The organism is Enterococcus sp. AMC1251 (assembly GCF_058216535.1).
The window spans coordinates 575,272-598,140 of record NZ_CM177098.1; the positions used below are offsets into that span (position 1 = coordinate 575,272).

Sequence of the window (22,869 nt, forward strand, 5' to 3'; positions counted from 1 at the left end):
TTTTAATCTAAAAAAATAGGTGATTGGGATAACTCATTAAATCGAGTTCCAGTTACCTATCTTTTTGTGTATTTTAAGTTCGTTCTTGTCGAAAAGAGCAATTCAAGATTCTCAATTTTTTTATAGATAGTTTAAGTTTTTTTATATAAATTTTAGATTGTTTTTGTTGTATACCAAATTTCAGTTGTCGTATCATGCGACAGAAAATACATATTTCGGCTTTTCTATTTTGATAAAATGAAGGTATCAAAGAAAGGGAGGTAATACAATGTACAGAAGTAGTGGGAACTATGAAGCTTTCGCTAAGCCCAAAAAACCAGAAAGATCAGATGAAATTTCAGCATATTTAGTTGGTTCAGGATTAGCTTCACTATCTGCAGCGGTATTTTTAATTAGAGATGGTCAAGTGAAAGGCGAAAATATTCATATCTTAGAAGAATTATCCTTGCCAGGAGGAAGTCTTGATGCTGCAGTACAAGCAGAAAATGGTTTTGTTATGCGCGGCGGTCGAGAGATGGAAGAACATTTCGAATCATTGTGGGATTTATTTCGTTCAATTCCATCTTTAGATACTGAAAATGCTACTGTTTTAGATGAATTTTTCTGGATAGCTAAAGAAGATCCAAGTTTTTCTCATGCTCGAGTAATTGAAAATCAAGGGACTAGGATGGCTACAGATGGACAACTTACCTTGTCGAAAAAAGATATCAAAGAAATTTTAGCACTAGTTTTAATGACAGAAGAAGAACTAAATGACAAAAAAATTAATGAAGTGTTTAGTCCGCAATTTTTTGAATCAAACTTTTGGCTTTATTGGGCTTCTATGTTTGCGTTTGAACCTTGGGCGTCAGCTATGGAAATGCGCCGTTATCTTTTAAGATTTGTCCACCATGTAGGAGCGTTAGCGGACATGTCATCGTTAAGATTTACTAAGTATAATCAATATGAATCGTTGGTAAAACCGTTGATTCACTATCTACAAGAACATAATGTTCAATTTCAATACAATACAGTTGTCTCAAATGTGATTGTAAAAAAAGATGGAGACAAAAAGATAGCTACCATACTAGAGTTAGTTGTTGACGGCGTAGAACAAAACTTCTACTTGACTGAAAATGATCTAGTTTTTGTAACGAATGGTTCTATTACAGAAAGTACTACGTATGGAAGCAATCTCACCCCAGCTAATCCTAAACATGAATTAGGAGCTTCTTGGATGTTGTGGAAAGCTTTAGCTGAACAAGATCCAGAATTTGGTAGACCAGAAAAATTCTGTGAAAATATTCCAACAGCAAACTGGGTGATTTCAGGAACGATCACGTTAAAAGATGATCGTGTATTACCGTATATTGAAAATATAAGTAAGAAAAATCCTCATAGTGGATCAATCGTAACAAGTGGACCTGTTACGATCAAAGATTCAAGTTGGTTTTACGGCTATTCTATTAGTCGTCAACCAGTGTATAAAGCGCAAAAACCAAATGAAACAATTGTTTGGGTATATGGTTTGTTTTCAGATACAAAAGGCGACTTTGTGAAGAAGAAAATTACTGAATGTTCAGGAATCGAATTATGCGAAGAATGGCTTTATCATATTGGCGTTCCAACATCTGAGATTCACGATATTGCTACAAATTCTGCGAATACGATACCAAGTCATATGCCATATATCACCTCATACTTTATGCCAAGAGCCGTGGGAGATCGTCCATTAGTTGTACCAAAAGGCTCACAAAATTTAGCCTTTATTGGTAATTTTGCGGAAACTGATCGCGATACTGTTTTTACCACTGAATATTCCGTTCGAACAGCGATGGAAGCGGTCTATACATTGTTAAATATTGATCGTGGTGTTCCAGAGGTTTTTGCTTCATCTTTTGATGCACGTACAGTGTTAGAAACGCTATATTATTTAAATGATCAAAAAGAACTATCTGAAATGGATCTGTCTTTTGTTGAGCGAATTATTGAAAAAGAAGCATTGAAGAAAGTTAAAGGAAGCTACATTGAAGAATTATTAAAAGATGCAAAATTAATATAAAAAATCATTTATTAACAGATGAGTGAGAAAAAAGAATAGATACCTATTACCGTTGATACATGATTGCACGTATCTTCCCCAAAACTGTAATAAATTCATTCTTGTTTTCTCGATAATAACTTGAAAATTATGATTTTAATCGAAGTTGAGACAGAAAAGTTTATTTTCGAAGGCGTTGCTTCTGCTTCCAACGTTTATTTAGATTCCTTGAGGCTGGGATGTGACTCGTAGTTCCATTCTCTTTCAAAAAATGTTATAAAACCCGAATAATCAAATTCTCTATAGATAGTAGTATTTATGAACTTTACTGAGCCGGAAATATTTCTAATTTAGAACATATTGAGCAACTGTACATCGTTCAATAAATAATAATTTACAACATAAAAGTATGGCTAAATGAGCAGATTATTGCTATTTTAGCTATACTTTTTTATAATGAACAAACAAGTTGGCGAAATAAATGGGAGGTTTTTTTATGGGTAGAGAAGTTATCTTATACATAGCAACAAGTGTTGACGGATATATCGCGGAATCAGACGGTAGTATTGATTTTTTAGGAGGTGGCATTGAATTAGTCGAAGAAGATACTAGCTATCAAGAATTAATGAGAAAAATCGATACAGTAGTGATGGGACGAACAACTTATGACCAAGTAGTAAATGAATTAGCGCCAAACCAATACCCTTATGAAGAGCAACTATCGTATATTATCACGACTCTTCCAGAAGAAAATACTGAAAATTTACTTTTTACAAGTCAAGATCCTTTGGAATTAATTCAAGAATTAAAAGAGCAATCTGGAAAGGCGATCTGGATTGTTGGTGGAGCCAGTATTATCGCTCCATTAGTCGAAGCACAGTTGATTGATACGTACATTCTTACGACTATACCAATAATGTTAGGTAAAGGAATTCGTTTGTTTAATGAATTCAAAGGACCAGTGAATTTAAAGGTAGAACATATGTATATGAAAAATAATATGGTATATACAACGTATTCTAATAGATAAAAGAACTAATAGCGGTATAAGAACGCCTTTTACCGCTTAATCGAATTCTAAGTGACTGGGCTGTAACTCGCAAAGTATGTCCTAGTCACGTTTTTTTTTTTGAAACTTACCTAAGTTTACCCCAAAATTCGCAATTTTTTTACATTCCAAAGAAAAACTTGATAACTATAAGCTACATAAATGTGTCAAAATAGGAATAGGGAGTAATGGAAATGTAAAAATAAAGCAAAGGGGTAAAAAAATGTCAGGAATCAAAAGCAGTTTAACCGTGGCAGGAGGCGTTTCAGCGCAGTTCAGTCGGGCAGCTAGTGGATTTTCCTCTGTGAATCAAGCCGTAAACAAAGCAGAACGTACTACGGTGAGTGGCAATAACAATGCAAAAAATAGCTTAACCAGCCTTCACAGTCGAGGCCAACGTGTCTCTAATGCGATCACTCGAGATGGAAATAATATCCATTCAGTGGCAAAAGAATTTAGCCTCATCGACCAGAAAATCAAAAAAAACTTTGATTTACCACTATTTTCTCCATCTCTTGGAGGGAGCCGCCGATGAGTGTAGAGGAAAAAGAATTAAAAATCAATCAACAGCTGCAACAAGTAAACCATGATCAAGACGACAAACGCCGTGAAATTCGTGAATTAGAAGAGTTGGAAGCAGATTATTTTTCGATCCACCAACAAGAACAACGCTATTACCAAGATTTGATTGGGAACAATCAAGGGTCGCAATATATCGGTCATTTTATGGAATTAGATGAAGAAGCCAATCGATTACACCAATATGAACGCCAACGATTAGAAGACATAGCGGAACGTTTAGTCAATGAAGAAGTGACATTAAAAAATAAAGAAGAAGAACTATACGTGGCGCGCAGGCAATTATTTGTGGAAGAAGCGGAGGACACGCGCTATGGCTATTGATTTTTACGTAGGGGAAGTAAAAGCCCAAAGCGCCGCTGCTAAACAAATGGCGAATGAGTATATCCAGTTTTGCGGCACGCTCAAAGATAGTGTCAACGGCTTTATGAATGCGCCACTATCTAGTAAAACATACGATTCAGCGAAAGTTTATTTCTCAGCCGTCTACCCAACATTAGCCAGTGGGTTTATACTAGCATGTGAGGCCTTAGTTGAAGCGCACAGTAAATTTCCCGAAGAGTTTCAATCATCGGTGGACACCTGTGATGTGATCGAAGAACAATTAAAAGCCGAAATCGCTCAAGGACAAGCCTTATTACAAAACATGTCACGCACAATGGATAAAGAAAAAGAACCCAACCAACGCATGGAACAACGGTACATGGGTGTACAAAGCTCAATTCAAAAGAATGAAGAAAAACTCCAAAAGTTGTATGAATTCAATGCTAGTTCACCCGCGTTATTTTCAGAATTTGAAGCACAATTAGCTAATTTGGATGCAGGATTGGCGGAAGTAGAAAAAGGTGCGGCTTGGAATCCAACTTCTGGGACGTTTGATTTGTCTAGAATGAATTTATCTTGGACGAAACCGATTGGTAGGGCATGGGATAAACGGCAGAAGAAGATGGATGCGGTTAAAAATGCAGAGATGCAAAAGGAAATTGGGAAATTAGACGGCTATGAAATAGTTTGTATTGATAATGGTAGAACGAAAGCTTGGTATATTAAGAAAAATGGGAAGTGGGTCTACCCAGGAGACGAACCTGAATTGTATGAAACACTGAATAATTGCAAAAATTATTTGAAGCAAGATCAATACAGGGTAACACAACCAAAAATTGTCCGTAATGTTGCGCCGTTAGCGATTCCAGGTGGACCAGTTCTAGAAAATCTGCTTAACGCTGGGAAGGTAACTGCAGGAGTAGCTGCTGCTATTGTCGTTGGAAAAGGGATTATCGATCAGATAAAGAATGCACCTTCTTTACAGGCGAATAGTAAAATAAAAACTATAGGTGATACTGATGAATTACCTAATCAGGGTCAGGTAAATGGTGGTGTTGCAGGTGGAAATCCGGTTTCATCTGGTAAACAGGGAAAACATGTTATAGGTCATAAAAATAATACACAATCACGTGAACAAGGAGAAGAAAAATCCACATGGAAGGAAGGAACTAATGGCGTTTCGGAAACACAAAAAGGGTGGCTAGAGGGAAATGAAGTCAAAAATAGAAATGGTGAGGTTAAAGAATATGAAACTGGAAAAACTGTAGGTAGTAATGGAGAAACTAAGATTAGAGTTCACATTGATAAGCATGGAAATGTCCATGGTTATCCTGTAAAAAAATGATGGAGGAAAATAATATGGACAGTGAATTAGCAATAGAGTTTGTAAAAAGAACCTTGAGCACAGGTGATTATGGTTATACTCTAAGAAAATATATCAATATAGATACTTGGAATCATTTATTCTTAGATAATATGACAGGAATAAAATTTGTGCAAATGACAGATTTTAATTATTCGAGATGTTTTTCTTATTATTTTATGGAGGATATAGATTTAAAACATGATTTTTTTTCGTCTGAAGCAAAGGAGCAAGTGATAGCAAAAGGTGGTATAGAGTTTATTAATGTCAGTATTTCAGCAATTAGCTCATTTTATATAATTGAAAAGGCAAAATATGTGGCAGAAGGCAATCAATTAAAAATTAGAAATATCGATAAATTTGAAAATCCAATACTGGAGTCTAAAATGACAGAATTAGAAGCTAGAATAGAAGGAGAAAGGTTCATTCAAGTTAGCTCCAAAGAATTAAGAATACCATTAAACGATGTACCTCTTGAAGATTATGAGTCTGAAGATATTACTTATTTTAGCTACTTATTCGAATAATTTTTTTAGAAGAACGTATTCTCGTTCTTCTATTTTTGTGTTACTTTGATTATTAGTATCTTTTGTGGAGAAATATGGCACGCATAATGGATAAAGAAAAAGAACCCAACCAACGCATGGAACAACGCTACATGGGTGTACAAAGCTCAATTCAAAAGAATGAAGAAAAACGCCAAAAGTTGTATGAATTCAATGCCAGTTCACCCGCGTTATTTTCAGAATTTGAAGCGCAATTAGCTAATTTGGATGCAGGATTAGCGGAAGTAGAAAAAGGTGTAGCTTGGAATCCAACTTCTGGGACGTTTGATTTGTCTAGGATGAATTTATCTTGGACGAAACCGATTGGTAGGGCATGGGATAAACGGCAGAAGAAGATGGATGCGGTTAAAAATGCAGAGATGCAAAAGGAAATTGGGAAATTAGACGGCTACCAAATCAAATGTATAGAGACGGATGGTAAGAAACTATGGTATCTTTATAAAAATGGAAAGTTTCTTCCCATGGACAAATATTTTAGAGAGTATGATATCTTAGATAAGTGTAAAGATTACTTGAAAAAAGGTCAGTATACTATTGAGAAGCCCAAAGTAGTTAAATTTGAGGCGCCTTTAGTGATACCAATTGGTGCAGCGGCTCAAGGGATAGGGAAAGTGGATAAGATTATTCAGGGTTTGGGGAACATTACTATTGGAAAAGGTTTCTTAGAACAAATAGCTAACAAACCCAATTTGCAGGCGAATGCAAGAGTTCGTACGATAGAAGATACTGGTGAACTTCCACATCAAGGACAAGTGACTGGAAAAAATAGAACTGGAAATCCCGTGGCAGCAGGTAAACAAGGAAAACATGTTATTGGGCATAAAAATAACAATCAATCCAAAGCAAAGGGAGAGAATAAGAACACATGGACGGAAGGTACGAATGGTGTTTCAGATACACAAGAAGGTTGGCAAGAAGGAGAGGATGTTCCAGATAGAAATGGCGAATTTGGAACAATTAAAGAATACGATACTGGAAAAGTTGTAGGTAGTGATGGTGAGACTTGGATTAGAGTCCATATTGATAAAAACGGTAATATTCATGGATATCCGATAAAAAAATAGTCTGAAAGGTGGAGTTTTTATGGAAAGTAAACGTGCACTAGATTTTGTGAAAAGAACTTTAAGCGAGGGAGACTACGGCTACACACTTAGAGAATATTTAAGAATAGACACGTGGGATTATTTACTCTTAGAAAATATGACTGGCATTACATTTATGCATATGACAGATTTCAATTATTCCAGATGTTTTGCTTATATGTTTATGGAAGATATTGATCTAGAATATCCATTTTTTAATCCCAAAGCTAGAAAACAAGTTATTGAAAGAGGATATATAGAATTTATCAGTTTAAAAATTTCAGCTATTGGCCCTTTTTATTATATTGATAGAGGTGTATATGAGGCAAATGGTGAAAAGCTCAAAATTAAATTTGTTGGTCAATTTAAAAATGAATTGCTAGAAAATAAATATAAAGAGTTGATAAAAAAATTAGATGATAAGTTATACATTGTTGATCCAGATGATTTAAAAATTCCATTGTTAAATGTACCACTTGAAAACGTTGAATCGGAAGACGTTACTTATGGAAGATATTTATTCGAATAATTTTTTTAGAAGAACGTATTCTTGTTCTTCTATTTTTGTGTTACTTTGATTATTAGTATCTTTTGTGGAGAAATATGGCACGCATAATGGATAAAGAAAAAGAACCCAACCAACGCATGGAACAACGCTACATGGGTGTACAAAGCTCAATTCAAAAGAATGAAGAAAAACGCCAAAAGTTGTATGAATTCAATGCCAGTTCACCCGCGTTATTTTCAGAATTTGAAGCGCAATTAGCTAATTTAGATGCAGGATTGGCGGAAGTAGAAAAAGGTGCGGCTTGGAATCCAACTTCTGGGACGTTTGATTTGTCTAGGATGAATTTATCTTGGACGAAACCGATTGGTAGGGCATGGGATAAACGGCAGAAGAAGATGGATGCGGTTAAAAATGCAGGGATGCAAAAGGAAATTGGGAAATTAGACGGCTATGAAATAGTTTGTATTGATAATGGTAGAACGAAAGCTTGGTATATTAAGAAAAATGGGAAGTGGGTCTACCCAGGAGACGAACCTGAATTGTATGAAACACTGAATAATTGCAAAAATTATTTGAAGCAAGATCAATACAGGGTAACACAACCAAAAATTGTCCGTAATGTTGCGCCGTTAGCGATTCCAGGTGGACCAGTTCTAGAAAATCTACTTAACGCTGGGAAAGTAACTGCAGGAGTAGCTACTGCTATTGTCGTTGGAAAAGGGATTATCGATCAGATAAAGAATGCACCTTCTTTACAGGCGAGTAAAAGAGTTAAGGAAGTTAAAGATACAGATTTGTTACCTCAACAAGGTCTAGTTACTGGGGGAATGGACAGTATAGGATCAGTAGATGCAGGTAAACAAGGCAAACATCAAGAAGGGCATAAAAATAATGAGCAAGCAAAAGCAAATGGAGAAGAAAAATCAACTTGGATTGACGGAACAAATGGTGTGAAAGAGACACAGGAAGGTTGGTTGAAAGGTAAAGATGTAATTGGAAGAGAAGGAACTGTGAAAGAGCATGATACAGGGAGAATTATTGGTAGTGATGGGAAAACAACCACGATCAAAATTCATAAAGATAAAAAAGGAAATCTTCATGGATATCCAAACATTCCGAGAAAACAATAGGAGGAGAAAAATATGGAAAATAGTAAGAATGCAATAAACTTTGTTAATAATAGTCGAAACATTGGTGATTACGGCTATCCATTAAGAAGATACGTATACACAGATAGTTGGGATAAAAAACTGTTAAAGAATATGAACCAAATTGTTTTTGAAAACTTGACCAATTTTAATTATACTAGATGTTTCAGTTATTATTTTATGGAAGATATCAATTTAGAGCATTCTTTTTTCAGAGAAGAGTCTACAAAAAATGTTCTTGATAGAGGGTATATAGAATTTATTTGGTTAAAAATTTCAGCAATCAGTCCGTTTTATTGTATTGGTCGATCAAAATACCAAAAAGACGGAGACAAATTGAAGATAGTAACTATTGATTCTTTCAAAAGTAATAGTTTAGAGAATAAATATAATGAACTTATGAAAACATTAGAGAAAGAAAAAATGTGGCTAATAAATCCAGAGAAATTAAAAATAGAATTATCAAATGTTCTTTTAGAAGATTATGAACCTGAGGATATTACCTATTTTAGCTACTTATTTGAATAAATCATTTATTGGAATGAATTCTCTTGAAAAGTGAGCGATATAAGATAACCTAACCGAAAACTGTGAGCAATGTTGCTCTATTAGCGATTCCAGTTGTATCAGTTCTAGAAAATCTACTTAACGCTGGGAAGGTAACTGCAGGAGTAGCTACTGCTATTGTCATTGGAAAAGGGATTATCGATCAGATAAAGAATACACCTTTTTTACAGGCGAGTAAGATGGATAAAAAAGGAAATATACATGGGTATCCGGATATACCTAGATAAATTGGAGATGAAGTAAATGGATGTAAGAAAATTAAGAAAATCAGTATGGGGTTATGGCAATAATGGTATTAGGGAAGTTCAAGAAGGATGGATCAAAGGTAGATTTATACCAAATATGGCTAATGTTAAAGAATTTGATACTGGAAAAGTAATAGGAGATGATGGGGAAACAACTAAGGTTAGAATCTATATGAACAAAGATGGCAGTATTTTTGGACATCCCAAAATGTACTATATTGAGGAGGATGAGTATGAATCAAAATGAAGCAATAGAATTTGTTAATGAAACTTTAGAAGAAGGAGACTACGGGTACGCACTTAGAGCATTTGTTAGAGCGAATACCTGGGATGACATTCTTCTAAAAAATATGAAAAACATTAGATTTGAAAATATGACTGATTTTAACTACTCAAGATGTTTTTCTTATATGTTTATTGAAGATATAGATTTGGAAAAAGGTTTTTTTACACAAGAGTCAACTAAAGTAATTGTTGAACGTGGATATATAGAATTTATTAGTCTAAAAATATCGGCAATTAGCCCATTTTATTATATTGATCGCGCAAAGTATCAAGCAAATGGAGAGCGTTTGGAAATTAGTGATTTAGATGTTTTTTATGATTCTGTACTTGAGAAAAAGTATATAGAATTAAAACAAACATTGGCTGAAAATAATTTATTTTTAGTTGAACCAGACGAATTAAATATACATTTAGAAAATGTACCACTTGAAAACGTTGAATCGGAAGACGTTACTTATGGAAGATATTTATTCGAATAATTTTTTTAGAAGAACGTATTCTCGTTCTTCTATTTTTGTGTTACTTTGATTATTAGTATCTTTTGTGGAGAAATATGGCACGCACAATGGATAAAGAAAAAGAACCCAACCAACGCATGGAACAACGCTACATGGGTGTACAAAGCTCAATTCAAAAGAATGAAGAAAAACGCCAAAAGTTGTATGAATTCAATGCCAGTTCACCCGCGTTATTTTCAGAATTTGAAGCACAATTAGCTAATTTGGATGCAGGATTGGCGGAAGTAGAAAAAGGTGCGGCTTGGAATCCAACTTCTGGGACGTTTGATTTGTCTAGAATGAATTTATCTTGGACGAAACCGATTGGTAGGGCATGGGATAAACGGCAGAAGAAGATGGATGCGGTTAAAAATGCAGAGATGCAAAAGGAAATTGGGAAATTAGACGGCTATGAAATAGTTTGTATTGATAATGGTAGAAGGAAAGCTTGGTATATTAAGAAAAATGGGAAGTGGGTCTACCCAGGAGACGAACCTGAATTGTATGAAACACTGAATAATTGCAAAAATTATTTGAAGCAAGATCAATACAGGGTAACACAACCAAAAATTGTCCGTAATGTTGCGCCGTTAGCGATTCCAGGTGGACCAGTTCTAGAAAATCTACTTAACGCTGGGAAAGTAACTGCAGGAGTAGCTACTGCTATTGTCGTTGGAAAAGGGATTATCGATCAGATAAAGAATGCACCTTCTTTACAAGGGACGAAAGAAATTGAAATACCTAAAAATGTAGAAAAAAAGATAAAAAAATTATCACCAGAGCAGAAAAAAGCTTTGGATAAAGTGTTGGACAAGTTAGGAAAAGGAGATAAAACTGGGCTAAATGATCATGCATTAGGACATGATAGAAGTGGAGAAAGAGCTGCTGATATTAAAGGTTTTGGTAAACGTCGTGGTGGAGGTAGACTAATATACGAAAAAGATGGATTAGGGAAAATCAAAGTAAAGGATATATTAAAAAAACATGATTATTAATTATAGAATGGAGCTTGAAAATGTTGAGAATGAAACATGTGTTGTTAGAAGTATATTTTGATGATAAAAAGGTAAAAATTGAAGAGGTATTAGAACATTCGTCAAATCTAGATGAGTTAATGTATAAAGAAGTCAAATTTACTTATGCAGACTATGAACTTGCTTATGCAGGGACAAATGGGATTGTACACACTCTAGAAGATTTTGCAGGCTTTGGTGGGGATATGGATATTGAACCAGAAACAGAAAATTATGAAAATATTCGAGAAGAATTAATTAAAAAATGGGAATCAGTTTGTCAAAAGAAAATCGAAGAAGCGGTCGATGAATATTTAGAAATAAAAAGTCAATTTCTTCAAGAAAAAGGAATAAAGAACTAAAATGAATAGCAAAAACATTAAAAAAAATATTGTATAGAAAAAAATTGGAATGATTATAAAGAAAAATGTACTAGTAGAATTGAATTACCTGAAGGGATCAAGCAGTTCTATAAAGATAATAATGTTGAAATTCAACCTTTTTCACCTGAAGATGCTCCTTCAATGATATGGTATTTCAAATTTAGTCAATATGTTGAAGAAAATTTTTCAGTAACTTACAACACAAAATCTGATGATGTTACTTTGTTTGGCCCGGTCGTGACATACGTTGATTTGGCTTTCCGTGATATGATTGAAGATATTCACTTGAGAAAATCATAAAATTGGATCATATTTTATTAAAATTATTTTCTGCCGATGATCCAGATTTGAAAAATAGTTTAGAAAAAAGTGAACAAATAGAGGTGCTTGCAGAAAAATATCAGTTATAAAATAACGTAAAATGATATTAATAAATAGAACTAAAATAAGTTAATTATTTAAATGATTTTTAGAAGAACGTATTCTCGTTCTTCTATTTTTATGAATAAAACGAAGGGCACGCTCAAAGATAGTGTCAACGGCTTTATGAATGCGCCACTATCTAGTAAAACATACGATTCAGCGAAAATTTATTTCTCAGCCGTCTACCCAACATTAGCCAGTGGGTTTATACTAGCATGTGAGGCCTTAGTTGAAGCGCACAGTAAATTTTCCGAAGAATTTCAATCATCGGTGGATGTGATCGCAGAACAATTAAAAGCCGAAATCGCTTAAGGACAAGCGTTACTAAAAACTTCGAAGTAGTGAAAAAATCATAATTAGTGGTGTGTTATTAGAGAAATTGATAAAAGTATACTAATGATTGGGCTGGATTTATAGTATATACAAAAAAGTATATACCTAGTATAATGGAGAAAAATAGCAAGGGAAGGAGACTCTTACAATCAAAAATTTTACTGTTTATAAATTATTGGTAGCGCTAGCATATGCCTTTTTGTCATCATTGGCATTAAACTTTTTTTGGTTGCCAGGGAATATATATGCTAACGGAATTACTGGATTGTCTCAATTGATTTCCACTGTTCTTAAATCAACACAAGGCTTAACTGTATCTATTCCTTTGTTAGTTCTATTATTCAATTTGCCATTACTTATCGTTTCTTGGTTTAAAATTGATCGTGAGTTTACGGTGTATACAATTTTTGCTGTATTTATGACGTCCTTATTTATGCGTATGATCCCAGTTGTTACGTTAACGACAGATCCTGTGATCTGTGCTGTTTTGGGTGGTGCGTTGCATGGTATATCAGTTGGTATTACATTGAAAAGTGATTTTTCAACAGGTGGGTTAGATATTATTGGAATCGTTGTTAGAAAATTAACAGAAAAAAGCATTGGTACGGTTTTTATTATCTTTAATTTATGTGTTCAATTTGCGGCAGGTTTTCTTTATGGTTGGGAGTTCGCATTTTATAGTGCATTGTCTGTATTTATCAGTGGTCGCATGGTTGATTATGTAAACACAAAGCAGCAGAAAGTTCAGGTCATGATTGTGACAAACCAAGCAGAATATGTTATTAGCAAATTGCATCAAACGTTGAAAAGAGGAATTACCGTCATCAATGACGTGGAAGGCGCTTTTGATCATCAGCAAAAGAAATTGTTAATTGTAGTTGTTGCTAAAAAAGAGTTGAAACAATTAAGTGAAGCAGTTAATACAACAGATACAGGTGCCTTTGTCAGTGTTTCACCAGGTGTGTCTACAAATACTACTTTTTATGAATGGTAAAATCTTGGGGGATAGTCCTTGCAACGCCTTTCGATTATAATGAAGCAAAGGTTAGGATTAGATAGGAGAATAAAAATGGCGAAAAAACAAAGTGTCTTTCAAGAAGTAGCAAAGAAAATTCAAAAAAAAATCGATAAAGGACTTTACATTAGTTCACAACGTCTACCTTCTGAATATGATTTGGCTAAGGAGTTTGGTGTTAGTCGTTTAACTGTAAGAAAAGCAATTGATGAACTTATTTCTAAAAATATTTTAGTGAAACAAAAAGGTAAAGGAACCTATGTGATGACACAACAAAAAATCCAAAGTGGCCGTTCTGGACTACAAGGATTTACAGAAGCAGCTAAATCTTATGGAAAAACATCAAAGACAGAAGTGATCAGTTTTGAAGCAATAACGGCTATACCAGAGGAAATAGCAAGAGCTTTGCAATTAAATGATCAAGAAGAAGTGTATCACTTAGTTCGTTTGCGCTCATTCGATAATGAGCCGATGACGGTAGAGGATTTGTATATAAGATCGATCTATTTACCAGAAGTAACAGAAAAACAATTGGAAGCTTCGCTGTTTAAATTGATTGAAAAACAAATCGAAATTGCTTACTCACATCAAGAAGTCGAAGCGATTTTAGTGACGAAAGAACTGAGTCCATTATTGAAAGTCGAAGCAGGTGAACCACTCTTGATGGTTCATTCAATAACCTATTCGGTCACTGCTACACCGATTTTATATGATACATCATATTATCGTGCGGATCGTTATAGCTTTAAAAATACACTCCATCGTACGACAACTTAGCATAAAAACTAAAAAAGTCAGGTGAAAAAAAATGGAAACAATCAGAACACGTATTCAAAAAGCAGTTAAAAAAAATCAACACCATTTTTTAAATGATTTAAATAAGATTATGGAAGTGCCAAGCGTTAAGGGCAAGGCCGATGTAGGTGCACCTTTTGGGAAAGAACCTAGACGGGCTTTGGAGACTACTTTATCATTGGCTACAAGCTATGGTTTTAAAACGAAAGTGATTAAAGAGGCAGTAGGGTTCGCGCAATATGGGAATGAACAAGAATATGTTGGAATAGTTGGGCATTTAGATGTGGTTGCAGCTGGTAGTGGCTGGGATTTCCCGCCATTTCAATTAAGCGAAAAAGACGGACGCTTATTCGGTAGAGGGATTTTAGATAATAAAGGCCCCGCATTTGCTTGCTTATATGGATTGAAAATATTGAAAGAATTAGACATTCCTTTGAAAAAAACGATTCGTATTATTTTTGGAACGGATGAAGAAAGCGGATCTGCTGATTTACCTTATTATTTAGCAGAAGAACAGCCACCGACGTTTGGCTTTACGCCAGACTGTAAGTATCCAGTCGTATATGGTGAGCGAGGAATTGTTAATGTCGAACTAATGACACCATTTTCTGAAGCAGATTTATCGGTTCTTGGTACGATTGAAGGCGACCAAGCCAAAGATCATGTACCCGATGAACTAACAGTTGAACTAAAAAATGGAAAAAAGATTGAAATTACAGGAAAACGCGCTCCGACAAATGCACCCGAACTGGGTGAGAACGCAATTACCTTATTAGCGGAAAAACTGATGAATGACACAAGTTTAGCAGAACCACTTAAAAAATATTTTCAATGGATTTTTGAAGGTTTACATGAAAAACATTTTGGTGAAGGGATTAATTTGGCTCTAGCGGATAAAGATTCAGGAAAATTAATACTTACACCTTATGAATTACGCAAAACGGCAGAAGGACTATCACTTTTTATTGCAATTCGTTATCCTGTCACATTCCGTGAAGAAGAGGTTATTGAAAGAATCAAAGCAACAGTATTAGAGCATACGCAAGTCATCATTGTAAGAAGTTTGAAAGGAACCAATTTCCCCAAAGACGATCCTAATATCCGTATCTTAGCTGATGTTTATGAAAAAGTAACAGGATTAGACGGTACACCTGTTACGACGACGGGGGCAACTTATGCTAGAACCATGCCAAATATCGTCGCGTTTGGGCCCTCATTTCCAGGACAAAAAGGGATCGCACATAATAAAAATGAATACATGGATTTAAATGATTTACTGCTTAATCTGGAAATTTATACATTGGCACTTTATAAACTAGCAACAGAAAATTAAACACAAAACAAGCGTATCCAGCCTCTTTGAAACATACGAGAGGCTGGATATATCTAGTTTTAGACTAATTACATAGATACAGATAAAGCAGCAAGATCAATAAAGACATGGGCAATCCAGGAGCCCCAGATACTTTTTTCAGTTTTTAAGTAAACAATATTCAAAATCAAACGAGCAACACCTTGTAAAAGCAAAACATGTGTCATGGTAGTGAACCAAGAACCATCCCAATAAGAAGGAATATGCATAAGACCGAAGACAAGGGCACTTAATAAAGTACTCTGAATGAGAGAAAGACCTTTACTTTGAGCACCTTCAAGTATGCCGATTCCCAATAATTCCTCCCCCATCAACATAAAAGGTAGCATGAAAATAATTGTACCTAAATGCCCCGACGCAGGATTGGCTGTCCAGTTAAATCCTAAATCTTTAGAAATCAATCCAATAACTAACCCACTAACAAAATAACCAATTACTGCTACAGGAATCACCCACAACTTATGCGGGGCACGAAATGCAAATGCACTAGTTTTTCCAAATGCTAATATCCAAGCAAAAGTACCACCAACAAATAGTCCCCACCAAGCCCAAGAAAACGTCATCAACCCAAAAAATCCAATAAACAGTAATAAGGTCCCACCGAAAAGTCCTAGGGTTGAACTTTGTAGAGCTTTATTTGTTTCCATATAAAAATCCCTCCATTAAATCGTAGACCTCTTAAATCAAAAGAAATAGCTAGAAAAGTCTTTGATTAAGTATACTTTGCATCGATAGATTTAGGAAAATGATGTGCTTTTTAAACTGAATATGATTTTTAATAAATTTTACAGAAAATGGTATATACTAAAATGTATATATCGTGTATAATACAATTGCAAAAGAATGAAAACGCTATTTTAAAGGATGTGGATGTAATGTCATGGGGAATAATTGCTACTTGGCGTATGGCGCACGATGGAATCGTACAAGCCAGTGAGACATTAACGAAAGGTGGTCAAGCAGGAAATGCAATCGAACAAACGATTCAAACAGTTGAAGACTATCCATACTATAAATCAGTTGGATTTGGTGGGTTACCCAACGCTGAAGGGATTCTAGAAATGGACGCTGCTTTTATGGATGGGGACAATTTTAAACTTGGCGCAGTGGCTGGTATTACGGATACTAAAAATCCGATCTCCGTTGCCAGAAAATTAAGTGAAGAAAAATTCAACAGTTTTAGAGTCGGAGAAGGTGCAACAAAATACGCGATGTTAAATGGATTTGAACGAAAAAATATGTTGACAGCAAGAGCTCATAAAATTTGGGAGAAACGTGTAGAAGAAATTGCCAAAAATAATTTAAGTCCTTATGACGGTCACGATACAATTGGTGCCATTTCATTAGATACAAAAGGAAGTATGGCAGCGGGCACATCCAGTTCAGGTTTATTTATGAAAAAACCAGGGCGAGTAGGTGATTCTCCGCTTTCAGGTTCAGGTTTTTATGTCGATAGTGAAATTGGTGGAGCAGCGGCCACGGGCTTGGGGGAAGATTTGATGAAGGGCTGCTTAGCGTATGAAATTGTTCGTCAGATGGGGGAGGGCAAAACACCCCAAGAAGCTTGCGATCAAGCTGTCTATACGTTTCATGAAAAATTAACCAAACGATATGGCAAAGCGGGGGCTTTCTCTTTAATTGCGATGAATAATACTGGACAATGGGGTGTTGCGACTAATGTAGAATTTACATTTAGTGTGGCAAACGATCAGGAGAAACCTGCAATCTATCTAGCTAATATGGGCGAAAACCATCGGACAATCATCGAGCCAATTACGCAAGAATGGTTGAAGGCTTATGAGAAACGAATCAAAGCACCTATTGATTAACAAAACAAACGAAGGAGAGAATAATACATGAGTAAAAAGAAGATTTATTTATTTTGTGATGCAGGAATGTCTACAAGTATTATGGTCAATAAAATGATGGAAGTCGTAACAAAACATCAAATGCCTTTAGAAATTACTGCATTTCCAGTTGCAAGGGCACAAGAGGTGGTCGATCAGGAAAAGCCAGTTGCAATATTGCTAGGTCCTCAAGTACGCTTCCTGCTTGAAAAAACGAAAGAGCAATTTACTCCCCAAGGAATTCCAGTAGCCGCAATTGCACCGGAAGTATACGGTATGATGGATGGTGAAAAAGCGTTAAAAGAAGTATTAAAATTAATTAAATCAACTAAAAAATAAAAAAGGCTGGAGTGTATCTATATGAAAAAATTTTTAGATTGGTTGGAACGCATCTTGACGCCAATGGCTAAAGTCATTGGGGAAAATAAGTACCTTGTTGCAATTCGTGACGGCTTTTTACTATCCACTCCGTTATTGATTGTAGGATCGATTTTTCTTTTAATTGCAAATTTTCCACTCCCTCAATGGGATCAATGGATGTCAGCGTTTTTAGGTGTGGACTGGGCGGAACATATGGCAGTTCCTGCAAATGCTAGTTTTGATGTAATGACGATTTTAGCGGTTGTTGGAATTGCCTATAGCTTGGGACGTCAATTCAAGGTAGATGCAATGCAGTCAGGGATTATTGCGCTGGTGTCGTTTTTCATTGTGACGCCTTATTACACTGAGTACACGCCAGAAGGAACGGAAAAATTAATAGAAGTTGCGAGTTTACCGTTAAAATGGATGGGATCTAACGGATTATTTTTAGGAATGATCGTAGCGTTAGTTTCTACACGGATTTTTGTTTGGGTTTTAAGTAAAGGCTGGACGATTAAAATGCCTGATGGCGTGCCGCCGACGGTAGTGAAGTCCTTTGAAGCTCTAATTCCAAGTTTTATTGTGGTCTTTATATTCTTTGTTGCAGATTGGTTAGTTAGCTTATCTTCGTATGGGAATTTACAAGAAATTATTTTTGAATTTTTACAAACGCCATTATTAGCATTGGGGAACACACTTGGAGCAATGATTGTTGCTTATGTATTTCTACATTTTTTCTGGTTCTTTGGTATCAATGGAAGCAGTGTTGTTGGAGCAGTCTTTAATCCAGTTTTAAGAGCCTTATCAGTTGAAAATTTAGATGCATACAAACACGGACAACAAATTCCAAATATTATTACTGGACAATTTCAAGATATGTTTGCCACATTTGGCGGTGCTGGTTCTACTCTTTCACTGATTGTGGTAATGGTTATATTTTGTAAGAGTCAGCGAATTAAAAAATTATCCCAACTATCTTTAGTACCAGGTATTTTTGGCATCAACGAACCAATTATTTTTGGCTTACCAATTGTATTGAATCCGTTAATTTTAATTCCATTTGTCTTAGTTCCAACAATCAATATCATTATTGCTTATTTTGCAATGAATTGGGGCTTAGTTCCTTTAACAAATGGCATTCAGTTGCCGTGGACCACACCAATCATTTTCTCAGGCTTTCTGGTGAGTGGCTGGCAAGGAGCTGTCTTGCAAGGATTCCTATTTATTTTAGGTATGTTCATTTACTATCCGTTTATTAAAGTAATGGATGATCAATATTTACGAGAAGAAGCACAAGCGGTGGAGATTCAGGAAGAAGAAGAGATTAATTTCGATGATTTCGATTTCGATGATATTTAGAAAGAAGGTTCTTTGATGAAAAGAATTATACTCGTATTAAATCACGTGCAGGCAGGAATGGGGAGTGATGAAAATGCGCACCTAGCACCTGGCGGTAAGAAAACAACGATGGGACCAGGAAAAACCTTAAGTCCATTTTTTGAAGAAAACGATGCCCAGATTGTGGCTACTCTTTATTGTGGTGACCAGTATTATTTAGAAAACCCAGAAGAAGTGACGAAAAAATTTGTCGGTTTTGCTAAAAAATTTGAAGCAGATGCAGTGCTTTGTGGCCCAGCAATGCAGTATCCAAATTTTGGAGAAATGTCGGCAAAATTAGCAATTTCTTTTAACCAATACGGAATTCCAGCCGTTGCGGCGATGGCTATTGAAAATCCCGCAACACAGGAATATAAAGATCAAGTAGCTATTATTAAAATGCCAAAAAAAGGTGGAATTGGCTTAAACGAGTCTTTTAAAAATATGGCATTTTTAACAGCGAAAAAAGCTCATGGAGAACAGACAGAAACAATAGAAAAAACGATCTGTTTTGAATAATAAGTAAATTAAGAAGAAAAGGAGTCCTAGACAAAACTGATTTTGTGCTTTGTCTAGGACTTCTCTTTTACGTGCGCAAATGAGAGGAAATTCTACTTTTGACAAATAAGAAAAAAAGAGCTATTATAAATATATCGATTGACTACGGATGTAGTTTAAAAGGTTGATGTCAAGAAATTAGTAAAAAGGAGACTTTTTATGTCAGAAAAGAAAAGAATAATAAATATCACTGATGCAGAATGGGAAGTCATGCGTGTTGTCTGGGCGACAAAGGAAACCACGAGTAAAGAAGTGACAGATATCCTTAATGAAAAGAAGGAGTGGAAAAGCACCACTGTCAAAACGTTACTAAGCCGCTTAGTGGATAAAGAGATGCTAGGAACAACGCGTAATGGCAACAAGTTCACCTATTTTCCTTTAGTCGAAGAACGTAAAAGCATTGAGGCGCTCTCAACAGAGATGTTAACTAAAGTTTGCAGTAAAAAAGTTGGAAAAGTTCTTGAATCGATCATAAATGATAGTACATTGAGCTTTGCGGATATTGATACATTAGAATCATTGTTAATGGAAAAACGAAAATCTGCAGTAAAAGAAGTCCCTTGCAACTGTACACCTGGACAATGTCAGTGTCACTTAGCAAGTTAAATCAATAGGACTAAAATTAGCATAGGGAGTGTTTACTAATGGAGAAAGCAGTAACAATCAACGGAATGAAATGTGATGGTTGCATAAATATCGTCAAAGAAAACTTTGAAAAAATTGCAGGTGTTCAATCTGCAAGTGTGGATTTAGCGAAAAAATCAGCATTTGTAACAAGTGATAGAGAAATCTCAAATGAAGAATTGCAACAGTCGCTATCAGAAACAAAATTTACTGTTGGCTAACAAGTATGAAGAAAGCATTAAGTTTCGAGAAATTAGGAACTTAATGCTTTTTTATTTTTGGTATATTGAACATACCATTTACTGCCCATGAAAAAAAAATGTTCACGCTTACATTTTTGCAAATAAATAGTGCAACAATCTCTACTAATCAATTGAACCGTTCAACTATATAATGAAATCAGACAAGGAGAGAAGCAGATGAAAGATCGAACAATACAAATTTTAAAACGATTTATTTGGTCAGAGTATCCTTTGACGCTTGGAGAGCTAAGCGAAGATTTTCAAATCAGCCATCGAACAATCAGAAACGAAATTAACGAAATCAATGAATTTCTTATTAGTCGTAAACTACCAGAAGTCAAAACAATTAGAAATCGCGGTATGCTTTTAACACTTGATGAAAATGAAAAAAAAAGGATAGACGTCTGCATTGATGAAAAAAATGAATACGATTACTTAAATCGTGAGGAACGAATTTTTGATCTAATCTTGGCTTTTTCTTTGTCTGAACAGCCAGTATTTTTATACCAAAAAGAAATAGAGTACCAAATATCAAAAAGCTCCATGGATGAAGATATGCGCAGAGTCAGAACGCTTCTTCAAAAGTATGGAATCGACGTGTTGAGTATACCCAAACAAGGAATCACTTTAAAAGGTTCGGAGCGAACAATTCGGACGATGATTTATGATGTAATTAACCAATCAATTGACAGTTTACGATTTCTTGAGGGAAATGAAGCCGGTTTGATCGTTTCAAAAAGACATTTCTTTCGTTATTTTCCTAAGAATATACTGAAAGAAATTGACAATGTATATCATCAAACGATTTCCTCAAAAGAAGACATCTATCGAAATCAATTAGTTCTATTTACTGCAGTTTGGCTGAGTCGTTATTTAAAACAAGAATTAATTGCAAATTCTTCTTGGGAAGTCTTTGATACCGCTCAAAACAAATTACGTAGTTTTGTCGACCAACTTTGTCTAACTCTTTCCGTTAGACCTCCAGCATTTGAATTAAATTATATCACTTTCATGCTAGAAACATTCAGCACAGGCAATATAAGTAACTCAGCCGAATGGGTACAGGCGCAGCTATTATCGATTCAACTAATTCAATTCGTGGAACAAGCAACAAAAATACCCTTTTCAAAAAAAGAAGAGGCATTACATGAAGGATTATATCGACATATGGCGGGACTTATCAGTCGTGTAAAGAGCGAAATACAAATTTTAAATCCTTTAAAAGAAAATGTAAAACGCTATTACGGAACGATTTATGTTGCGATTGAAAAATTTGCCCCGACTATCGAGGCAATGACCAAAAAGAACCTTAGCGAGGATGAAATAGCCTTTTTAACGATCCACTTTTCAACATCTGTGAGTGCGATCAATCAAGAACTTAAATACACGTATAAGGCAGTAGTGATTTGTAATCATGGAACAGCTACCGGTCGATTATTGGCAGAACATTTAAAAGAATTGTTCCCTATTGATATAGTAGCCGTTTTAAGTACAGGAGAAATGGAACTAATCAAAAAATTAGATGTTGATTTAATATTCTCGACACTCAGTTTAACCTATTCTGAAAAGCCTGTTTTGGTAGTAGATCCAATCATCAAAGTAGAAAGTCGAAAAAATATTCAAGAGTTTTTAGAACGAAACAAACAATTAAAACGTTTAGTGAATAATGAAAGTGATTCTACCGAGTTCTTTTACACGGTTCTTGATTTGATTAAAGATAGCGGTGGGAAAATTTCTAGAGAAGTCTATCAAACCTTAGAAACAGCCTTTGATAAGAATCATTTAAAGATAAATAAAAGGGAGTTGCAGCCGATGTTGAAAGATGTCTTAAAAAAAAGCGATATTTTGTTATTAGAAGAATGTCCAGATTGGGAGAGCGCAATCCAACGAGTAGCATACCCATTATTAAAAGAGAATAGCATCAAAGAATCATATGTAAAAGCGATGATTGCTTCTGTAAAAGAATTTGGTCCATATATTGTGATAGGCAAACATTTGGCGTTAGCTCATGCAAGACCAGAAGATGGTGTGAACCGCTTGAGTATAAGTGTCGCAACTTTAGCAGAACCTGTTATTTTTGGAAACGAAGAGAATGATCCAGTAAAGATTATTTTTTGTTTAGCTGCAGTGGATTCATTTTCTCATCTGAACATTATGAAAAGTTTGATTGAATTGATCAATAATGAGGAAAAAATAATCCGTTTAACAAACTGTATGAACGTATCAGAATTTGAAACGATTTTATATGAAGAAGAGTCAAAAGAAACAAACGAATAAAAACGACAGGAGCGAATT

General features: G+C 35.1%; 27 protein-coding genes. 26 read left to right on the forward strand and 1 reads right to left on the reverse strand.

Annotation, left to right across the window (positions count from 1 at the left end):
• Positions 1-268: 268 nt before the first annotated feature.
• The 19 genes from AC4BBR_RS02620 to AC4BBR_RS02710 all read left to right on the forward strand — a co-directional run bounded on the left by AC4BBR_RS02620 (position 269) and on the right by AC4BBR_RS02710 (position 15,527).
• Positions 269-2,041 (forward strand): oleate hydratase, encoded by a 1,773-nt coding sequence (locus tag AC4BBR_RS02620; RefSeq protein WP_490461033.1) that lies wholly within the window; start codon positions 269-271, stop codon positions 2,039-2,041.
• Between the two features lie 475 nt (positions 2,042-2,516).
• Positions 2,517-3,050, forward strand: a complete 534-nt coding sequence (locus AC4BBR_RS02625) for a dihydrofolate reductase family protein (protein WP_490461034.1) — start codon at positions 2,517-2,519, stop codon at positions 3,048-3,050.
• 241 nt (positions 3,051-3,291) lie between these two features.
• Positions 3,292-3,603, forward strand: coding sequence for a TIGR04197 family type VII secretion effector (locus tag AC4BBR_RS02630; protein ID WP_490461035.1), 312 nt, complete (start codon positions 3,292-3,294; stop codon positions 3,601-3,603).
• Positions 3,600-3,971: a DUF3958 family protein gene (locus AC4BBR_RS02635; protein WP_490461036.1), complete on the forward strand. Its 372-nt coding sequence runs from the start codon at positions 3,600-3,602 to the stop codon at positions 3,969-3,971. The genes AC4BBR_RS02630 and AC4BBR_RS02635 overlap by 4 nt, the downstream gene beginning before the upstream one ends.
• Positions 3,961-5,316, forward strand: a complete 1,356-nt coding sequence (locus AC4BBR_RS02640) for an LXG domain-containing protein (RefSeq protein WP_490461037.1) — start codon at positions 3,961-3,963, stop codon at positions 5,314-5,316. The genes AC4BBR_RS02635 and AC4BBR_RS02640 overlap by 11 nt, the downstream gene beginning before the upstream one ends.
• Before the next feature lie 14 nt (positions 5,317-5,330).
• On the forward strand, positions 5,331-5,861 hold the full coding sequence (locus tag AC4BBR_RS02645; protein ID WP_490461038.1) for a hypothetical protein: 531 nt from the start codon (positions 5,331-5,333) through the stop codon (positions 5,859-5,861).
• A 74-nt stretch (positions 5,862-5,935) separates the two neighbouring features.
• Positions 5,936-6,964: a hypothetical protein gene (locus tag AC4BBR_RS02650; RefSeq protein ID WP_490461039.1), complete on the forward strand. Its 1,029-nt coding sequence runs from the start codon at positions 5,936-5,938 to the stop codon at positions 6,962-6,964.
• 19 nt (positions 6,965-6,983) lie between these two features.
• A complete protein-coding gene (locus tag AC4BBR_RS02655; RefSeq protein WP_490461040.1) occupies positions 6,984-7,511 on the forward strand; it encodes a hypothetical protein in 528 nt (175 codons plus the stop codon).
• Positions 7,512-7,585: 74 nt separating this feature from the next.
• Entirely contained in the window at positions 7,586-8,620 is a 1,035-nt protein-coding gene (locus tag AC4BBR_RS02660; RefSeq protein WP_490461041.1) for a hypothetical protein, read from the forward strand.
• A gap of 12 nt (positions 8,621-8,632) precedes the next feature.
• Positions 8,633-9,166: a hypothetical protein gene (locus AC4BBR_RS02665; protein ID WP_490461042.1), complete on the forward strand. Its 534-nt coding sequence runs from the start codon at positions 8,633-8,635 to the stop codon at positions 9,164-9,166.
• A gap of 62 nt (positions 9,167-9,228) precedes the next feature.
• The gene (locus tag AC4BBR_RS02670) at positions 9,229-9,432 is read left to right on the forward strand and encodes a hypothetical protein (protein WP_490461043.1); all 204 of its coding nucleotides are present in this window, start codon (positions 9,229-9,231) and stop codon (positions 9,430-9,432) included.
• A 16-nt stretch (positions 9,433-9,448) separates the two neighbouring features.
• The gene (locus AC4BBR_RS02675) at positions 9,449-9,697 is read left to right on the forward strand and encodes a hypothetical protein (protein WP_490461044.1); all 249 of its coding nucleotides are present in this window, start codon (positions 9,449-9,451) and stop codon (positions 9,695-9,697) included.
• A complete protein-coding gene (locus AC4BBR_RS02680; RefSeq protein ID WP_490461045.1) occupies positions 9,684-10,214 on the forward strand; it encodes a hypothetical protein in 531 nt (176 codons plus the stop codon). The genes AC4BBR_RS02675 and AC4BBR_RS02680 overlap by 14 nt, the downstream gene beginning before the upstream one ends.
• Positions 10,215-10,288: 74 nt before the next feature.
• Positions 10,289-11,227, forward strand: a complete 939-nt coding sequence (locus AC4BBR_RS02685; protein WP_490461046.1) for a hypothetical protein — start codon at positions 10,289-10,291, stop codon at positions 11,225-11,227.
• 20 nt (positions 11,228-11,247) lie between these two features.
• On the forward strand, positions 11,248-11,607 hold the full coding sequence (locus tag AC4BBR_RS02690) for a hypothetical protein (protein ID WP_490461047.1): 360 nt from the start codon (positions 11,248-11,250) through the stop codon (positions 11,605-11,607).
• Positions 11,608-12,090: 483 nt separating this feature from the next.
• Positions 12,091-12,363, forward strand: a complete 273-nt coding sequence (locus AC4BBR_RS02695; RefSeq protein WP_490461048.1) for a hypothetical protein — start codon at positions 12,091-12,093, stop codon at positions 12,361-12,363.
• Between the two features lie 196 nt (positions 12,364-12,559).
• Positions 12,560-13,378, forward strand: a complete 819-nt coding sequence (locus AC4BBR_RS02700; protein ID WP_490461049.1) for a YitT family protein — start codon at positions 12,560-12,562, stop codon at positions 13,376-13,378.
• A 75-nt stretch (positions 13,379-13,453) separates the two neighbouring features.
• A complete protein-coding gene (locus AC4BBR_RS02705; protein ID WP_490461050.1) occupies positions 13,454-14,176 on the forward strand; it encodes a GntR family transcriptional regulator, LSA1692 subfamily in 723 nt (240 codons plus the stop codon).
• A gap of 31 nt (positions 14,177-14,207) precedes the next feature.
• Positions 14,208-15,527, forward strand: a complete 1,320-nt coding sequence (locus AC4BBR_RS02710) for a Sapep family Mn(2+)-dependent dipeptidase (RefSeq protein WP_490461051.1) — start codon at positions 14,208-14,210, stop codon at positions 15,525-15,527.
• Positions 15,528-15,595: 68 nt separating this feature from the next.
• Here AC4BBR_RS02710 and AC4BBR_RS02715 read toward each other — a convergent pair whose 3' ends face one another.
• Positions 15,596-16,213, reverse strand: a complete 618-nt coding sequence (locus tag AC4BBR_RS02715) for a CPBP family intramembrane glutamic endopeptidase (RefSeq protein WP_490461052.1) — start codon at positions 16,211-16,213, stop codon at positions 15,596-15,598.
• Between the two features lie 228 nt (positions 16,214-16,441).
• Here AC4BBR_RS02715 and AC4BBR_RS02720 point away from each other — a divergent pair, with 228 nt between their 5' ends.
• The 7 genes from AC4BBR_RS02720 to AC4BBR_RS02750 all read left to right on the forward strand — a co-directional run bounded on the left by AC4BBR_RS02720 (position 16,442) and on the right by AC4BBR_RS02750 (position 22,851).
• Positions 16,442-17,395, forward strand: a complete 954-nt coding sequence (locus AC4BBR_RS02720; protein WP_490461053.1) for a glycosylasparaginase — start codon at positions 16,442-16,444, stop codon at positions 17,393-17,395.
• 27 nt (positions 17,396-17,422) lie between these two features.
• A complete protein-coding gene (locus tag AC4BBR_RS02725) occupies positions 17,423-17,752 on the forward strand; it encodes a PTS sugar transporter subunit IIB (RefSeq protein ID WP_490461054.1) in 330 nt (109 codons plus the stop codon).
• Between the two features lie 21 nt (positions 17,753-17,773).
• Positions 17,774-19,132: a PTS cellobiose transporter subunit IIC gene (gene celB / locus AC4BBR_RS02730; RefSeq protein WP_490461055.1), complete on the forward strand. Its 1,359-nt coding sequence runs from the start codon at positions 17,774-17,776 to the stop codon at positions 19,130-19,132.
• A gap of 15 nt (positions 19,133-19,147) precedes the next feature.
• Positions 19,148-19,669, forward strand: coding sequence for a GrdB-related putative oxidoreductase (locus AC4BBR_RS02735; RefSeq protein WP_490461056.1), 522 nt, complete (start codon positions 19,148-19,150; stop codon positions 19,667-19,669).
• A 198-nt stretch (positions 19,670-19,867) separates the two neighbouring features.
• Positions 19,868-20,314 carry a CopY/TcrY family copper transport repressor gene (locus AC4BBR_RS02740; RefSeq protein ID WP_490461057.1) on the forward strand — a complete coding sequence of 149 codons (447 nt, stop codon included), beginning with the start codon at positions 19,868-19,870 and terminating at the stop codon, positions 20,312-20,314.
• 38 nt (positions 20,315-20,352) lie between these two features.
• Positions 20,353-20,553 carry a heavy-metal-associated domain-containing protein gene (locus tag AC4BBR_RS02745; protein ID WP_490461058.1) on the forward strand — a complete coding sequence of 67 codons (201 nt, stop codon included), beginning with the start codon at positions 20,353-20,355 and terminating at the stop codon, positions 20,551-20,553.
• A 198-nt stretch (positions 20,554-20,751) separates the two neighbouring features.
• Entirely contained in the window at positions 20,752-22,851 is a 2,100-nt protein-coding gene (locus tag AC4BBR_RS02750) for a BglG family transcription antiterminator (RefSeq protein ID WP_490461059.1), read from the forward strand.
• Positions 22,852-22,869: the final 18 nt, after the last annotated feature.

Coding starts and splice junctions, on each gene's coding strand:
- AC4BBR_RS02625 (WP_490461034.1), top strand. CDS start 2,517: ATGGGTAGAGAAGTTATCTTATACATAGCAACAAGTGTTGACGGATAT.
- AC4BBR_RS02635 (WP_490461036.1), top strand. CDS start 3,600: ATGAGTGTAGAGGAAAAAGAATTAAAAATCAATCAACAGCTGCAACAA.
- AC4BBR_RS02680 (WP_490461045.1), top strand. CDS start 9,684: ATGAATCAAAATGAAGCAATAGAATTTGTTAATGAAACTTTAGAAGAA.
- AC4BBR_RS02660 (WP_490461041.1), top strand. CDS start 7,586: ATGGCACGCATAATGGATAAAGAAAAAGAACCCAACCAACGCATGGAA.
- AC4BBR_RS02735 (WP_490461056.1), top strand. CDS start 19,148: ATGAAAAGAATTATACTCGTATTAAATCACGTGCAGGCAGGAATGGGG.
- AC4BBR_RS02720 (WP_490461053.1), top strand. CDS start 16,442: ATGTCATGGGGAATAATTGCTACTTGGCGTATGGCGCACGATGGAATC.
- AC4BBR_RS02745 (WP_490461058.1), top strand. CDS start 20,353: ATGGAGAAAGCAGTAACAATCAACGGAATGAAATGTGATGGTTGCATA.
- AC4BBR_RS02645 (WP_490461038.1), top strand. CDS start 5,331: ATGGACAGTGAATTAGCAATAGAGTTTGTAAAAAGAACCTTGAGCACA.
- AC4BBR_RS02640 (WP_490461037.1), top strand. CDS start 3,961: ATGGCTATTGATTTTTACGTAGGGGAAGTAAAAGCCCAAAGCGCCGCT.
- AC4BBR_RS02675 (WP_490461044.1), top strand. CDS start 9,449: ATGGATGTAAGAAAATTAAGAAAATCAGTATGGGGTTATGGCAATAAT.
- AC4BBR_RS02685 (WP_490461046.1), top strand. CDS start 10,289: ATGGCACGCACAATGGATAAAGAAAAAGAACCCAACCAACGCATGGAA.
- AC4BBR_RS02690 (WP_490461047.1), top strand. CDS start 11,248: ATGTTGAGAATGAAACATGTGTTGTTAGAAGTATATTTTGATGATAAA.
- AC4BBR_RS02695 (WP_490461048.1), top strand. CDS start 12,091: ATGATTTTTAGAAGAACGTATTCTCGTTCTTCTATTTTTATGAATAAA.
- AC4BBR_RS02710 (WP_490461051.1), top strand. CDS start 14,208: ATGGAAACAATCAGAACACGTATTCAAAAAGCAGTTAAAAAAAATCAA.
- AC4BBR_RS02715 (WP_490461052.1), bottom strand. CDS start 16,213: ATGGAAACAAATAAAGCTCTACAAAGTTCAACCCTAGGACTTTTCGGT.
- AC4BBR_RS02650 (WP_490461039.1), top strand. CDS start 5,936: ATGGCACGCATAATGGATAAAGAAAAAGAACCCAACCAACGCATGGAA.
- AC4BBR_RS02655 (WP_490461040.1), top strand. CDS start 6,984: ATGGAAAGTAAACGTGCACTAGATTTTGTGAAAAGAACTTTAAGCGAG.
- AC4BBR_RS02620 (WP_490461033.1), top strand. CDS start 269: ATGTACAGAAGTAGTGGGAACTATGAAGCTTTCGCTAAGCCCAAAAAA.
- AC4BBR_RS02750 (WP_490461059.1), top strand. CDS start 20,752: ATGAAAGATCGAACAATACAAATTTTAAAACGATTTATTTGGTCAGAG.
- AC4BBR_RS02665 (WP_490461042.1), top strand. CDS start 8,633: ATGGAAAATAGTAAGAATGCAATAAACTTTGTTAATAATAGTCGAAAC.
- AC4BBR_RS02725 (WP_490461054.1), top strand. CDS start 17,423: ATGAGTAAAAAGAAGATTTATTTATTTTGTGATGCAGGAATGTCTACA.
- AC4BBR_RS02705 (WP_490461050.1), top strand. CDS start 13,454: ATGGCGAAAAAACAAAGTGTCTTTCAAGAAGTAGCAAAGAAAATTCAA.
- AC4BBR_RS02740 (WP_490461057.1), top strand. CDS start 19,868: ATGTCAGAAAAGAAAAGAATAATAAATATCACTGATGCAGAATGGGAA.
- celB (WP_490461055.1), top strand. CDS start 17,774: ATGAAAAAATTTTTAGATTGGTTGGAACGCATCTTGACGCCAATGGCT.
- AC4BBR_RS02630 (WP_490461035.1), top strand. CDS start 3,292: ATGTCAGGAATCAAAAGCAGTTTAACCGTGGCAGGAGGCGTTTCAGCG.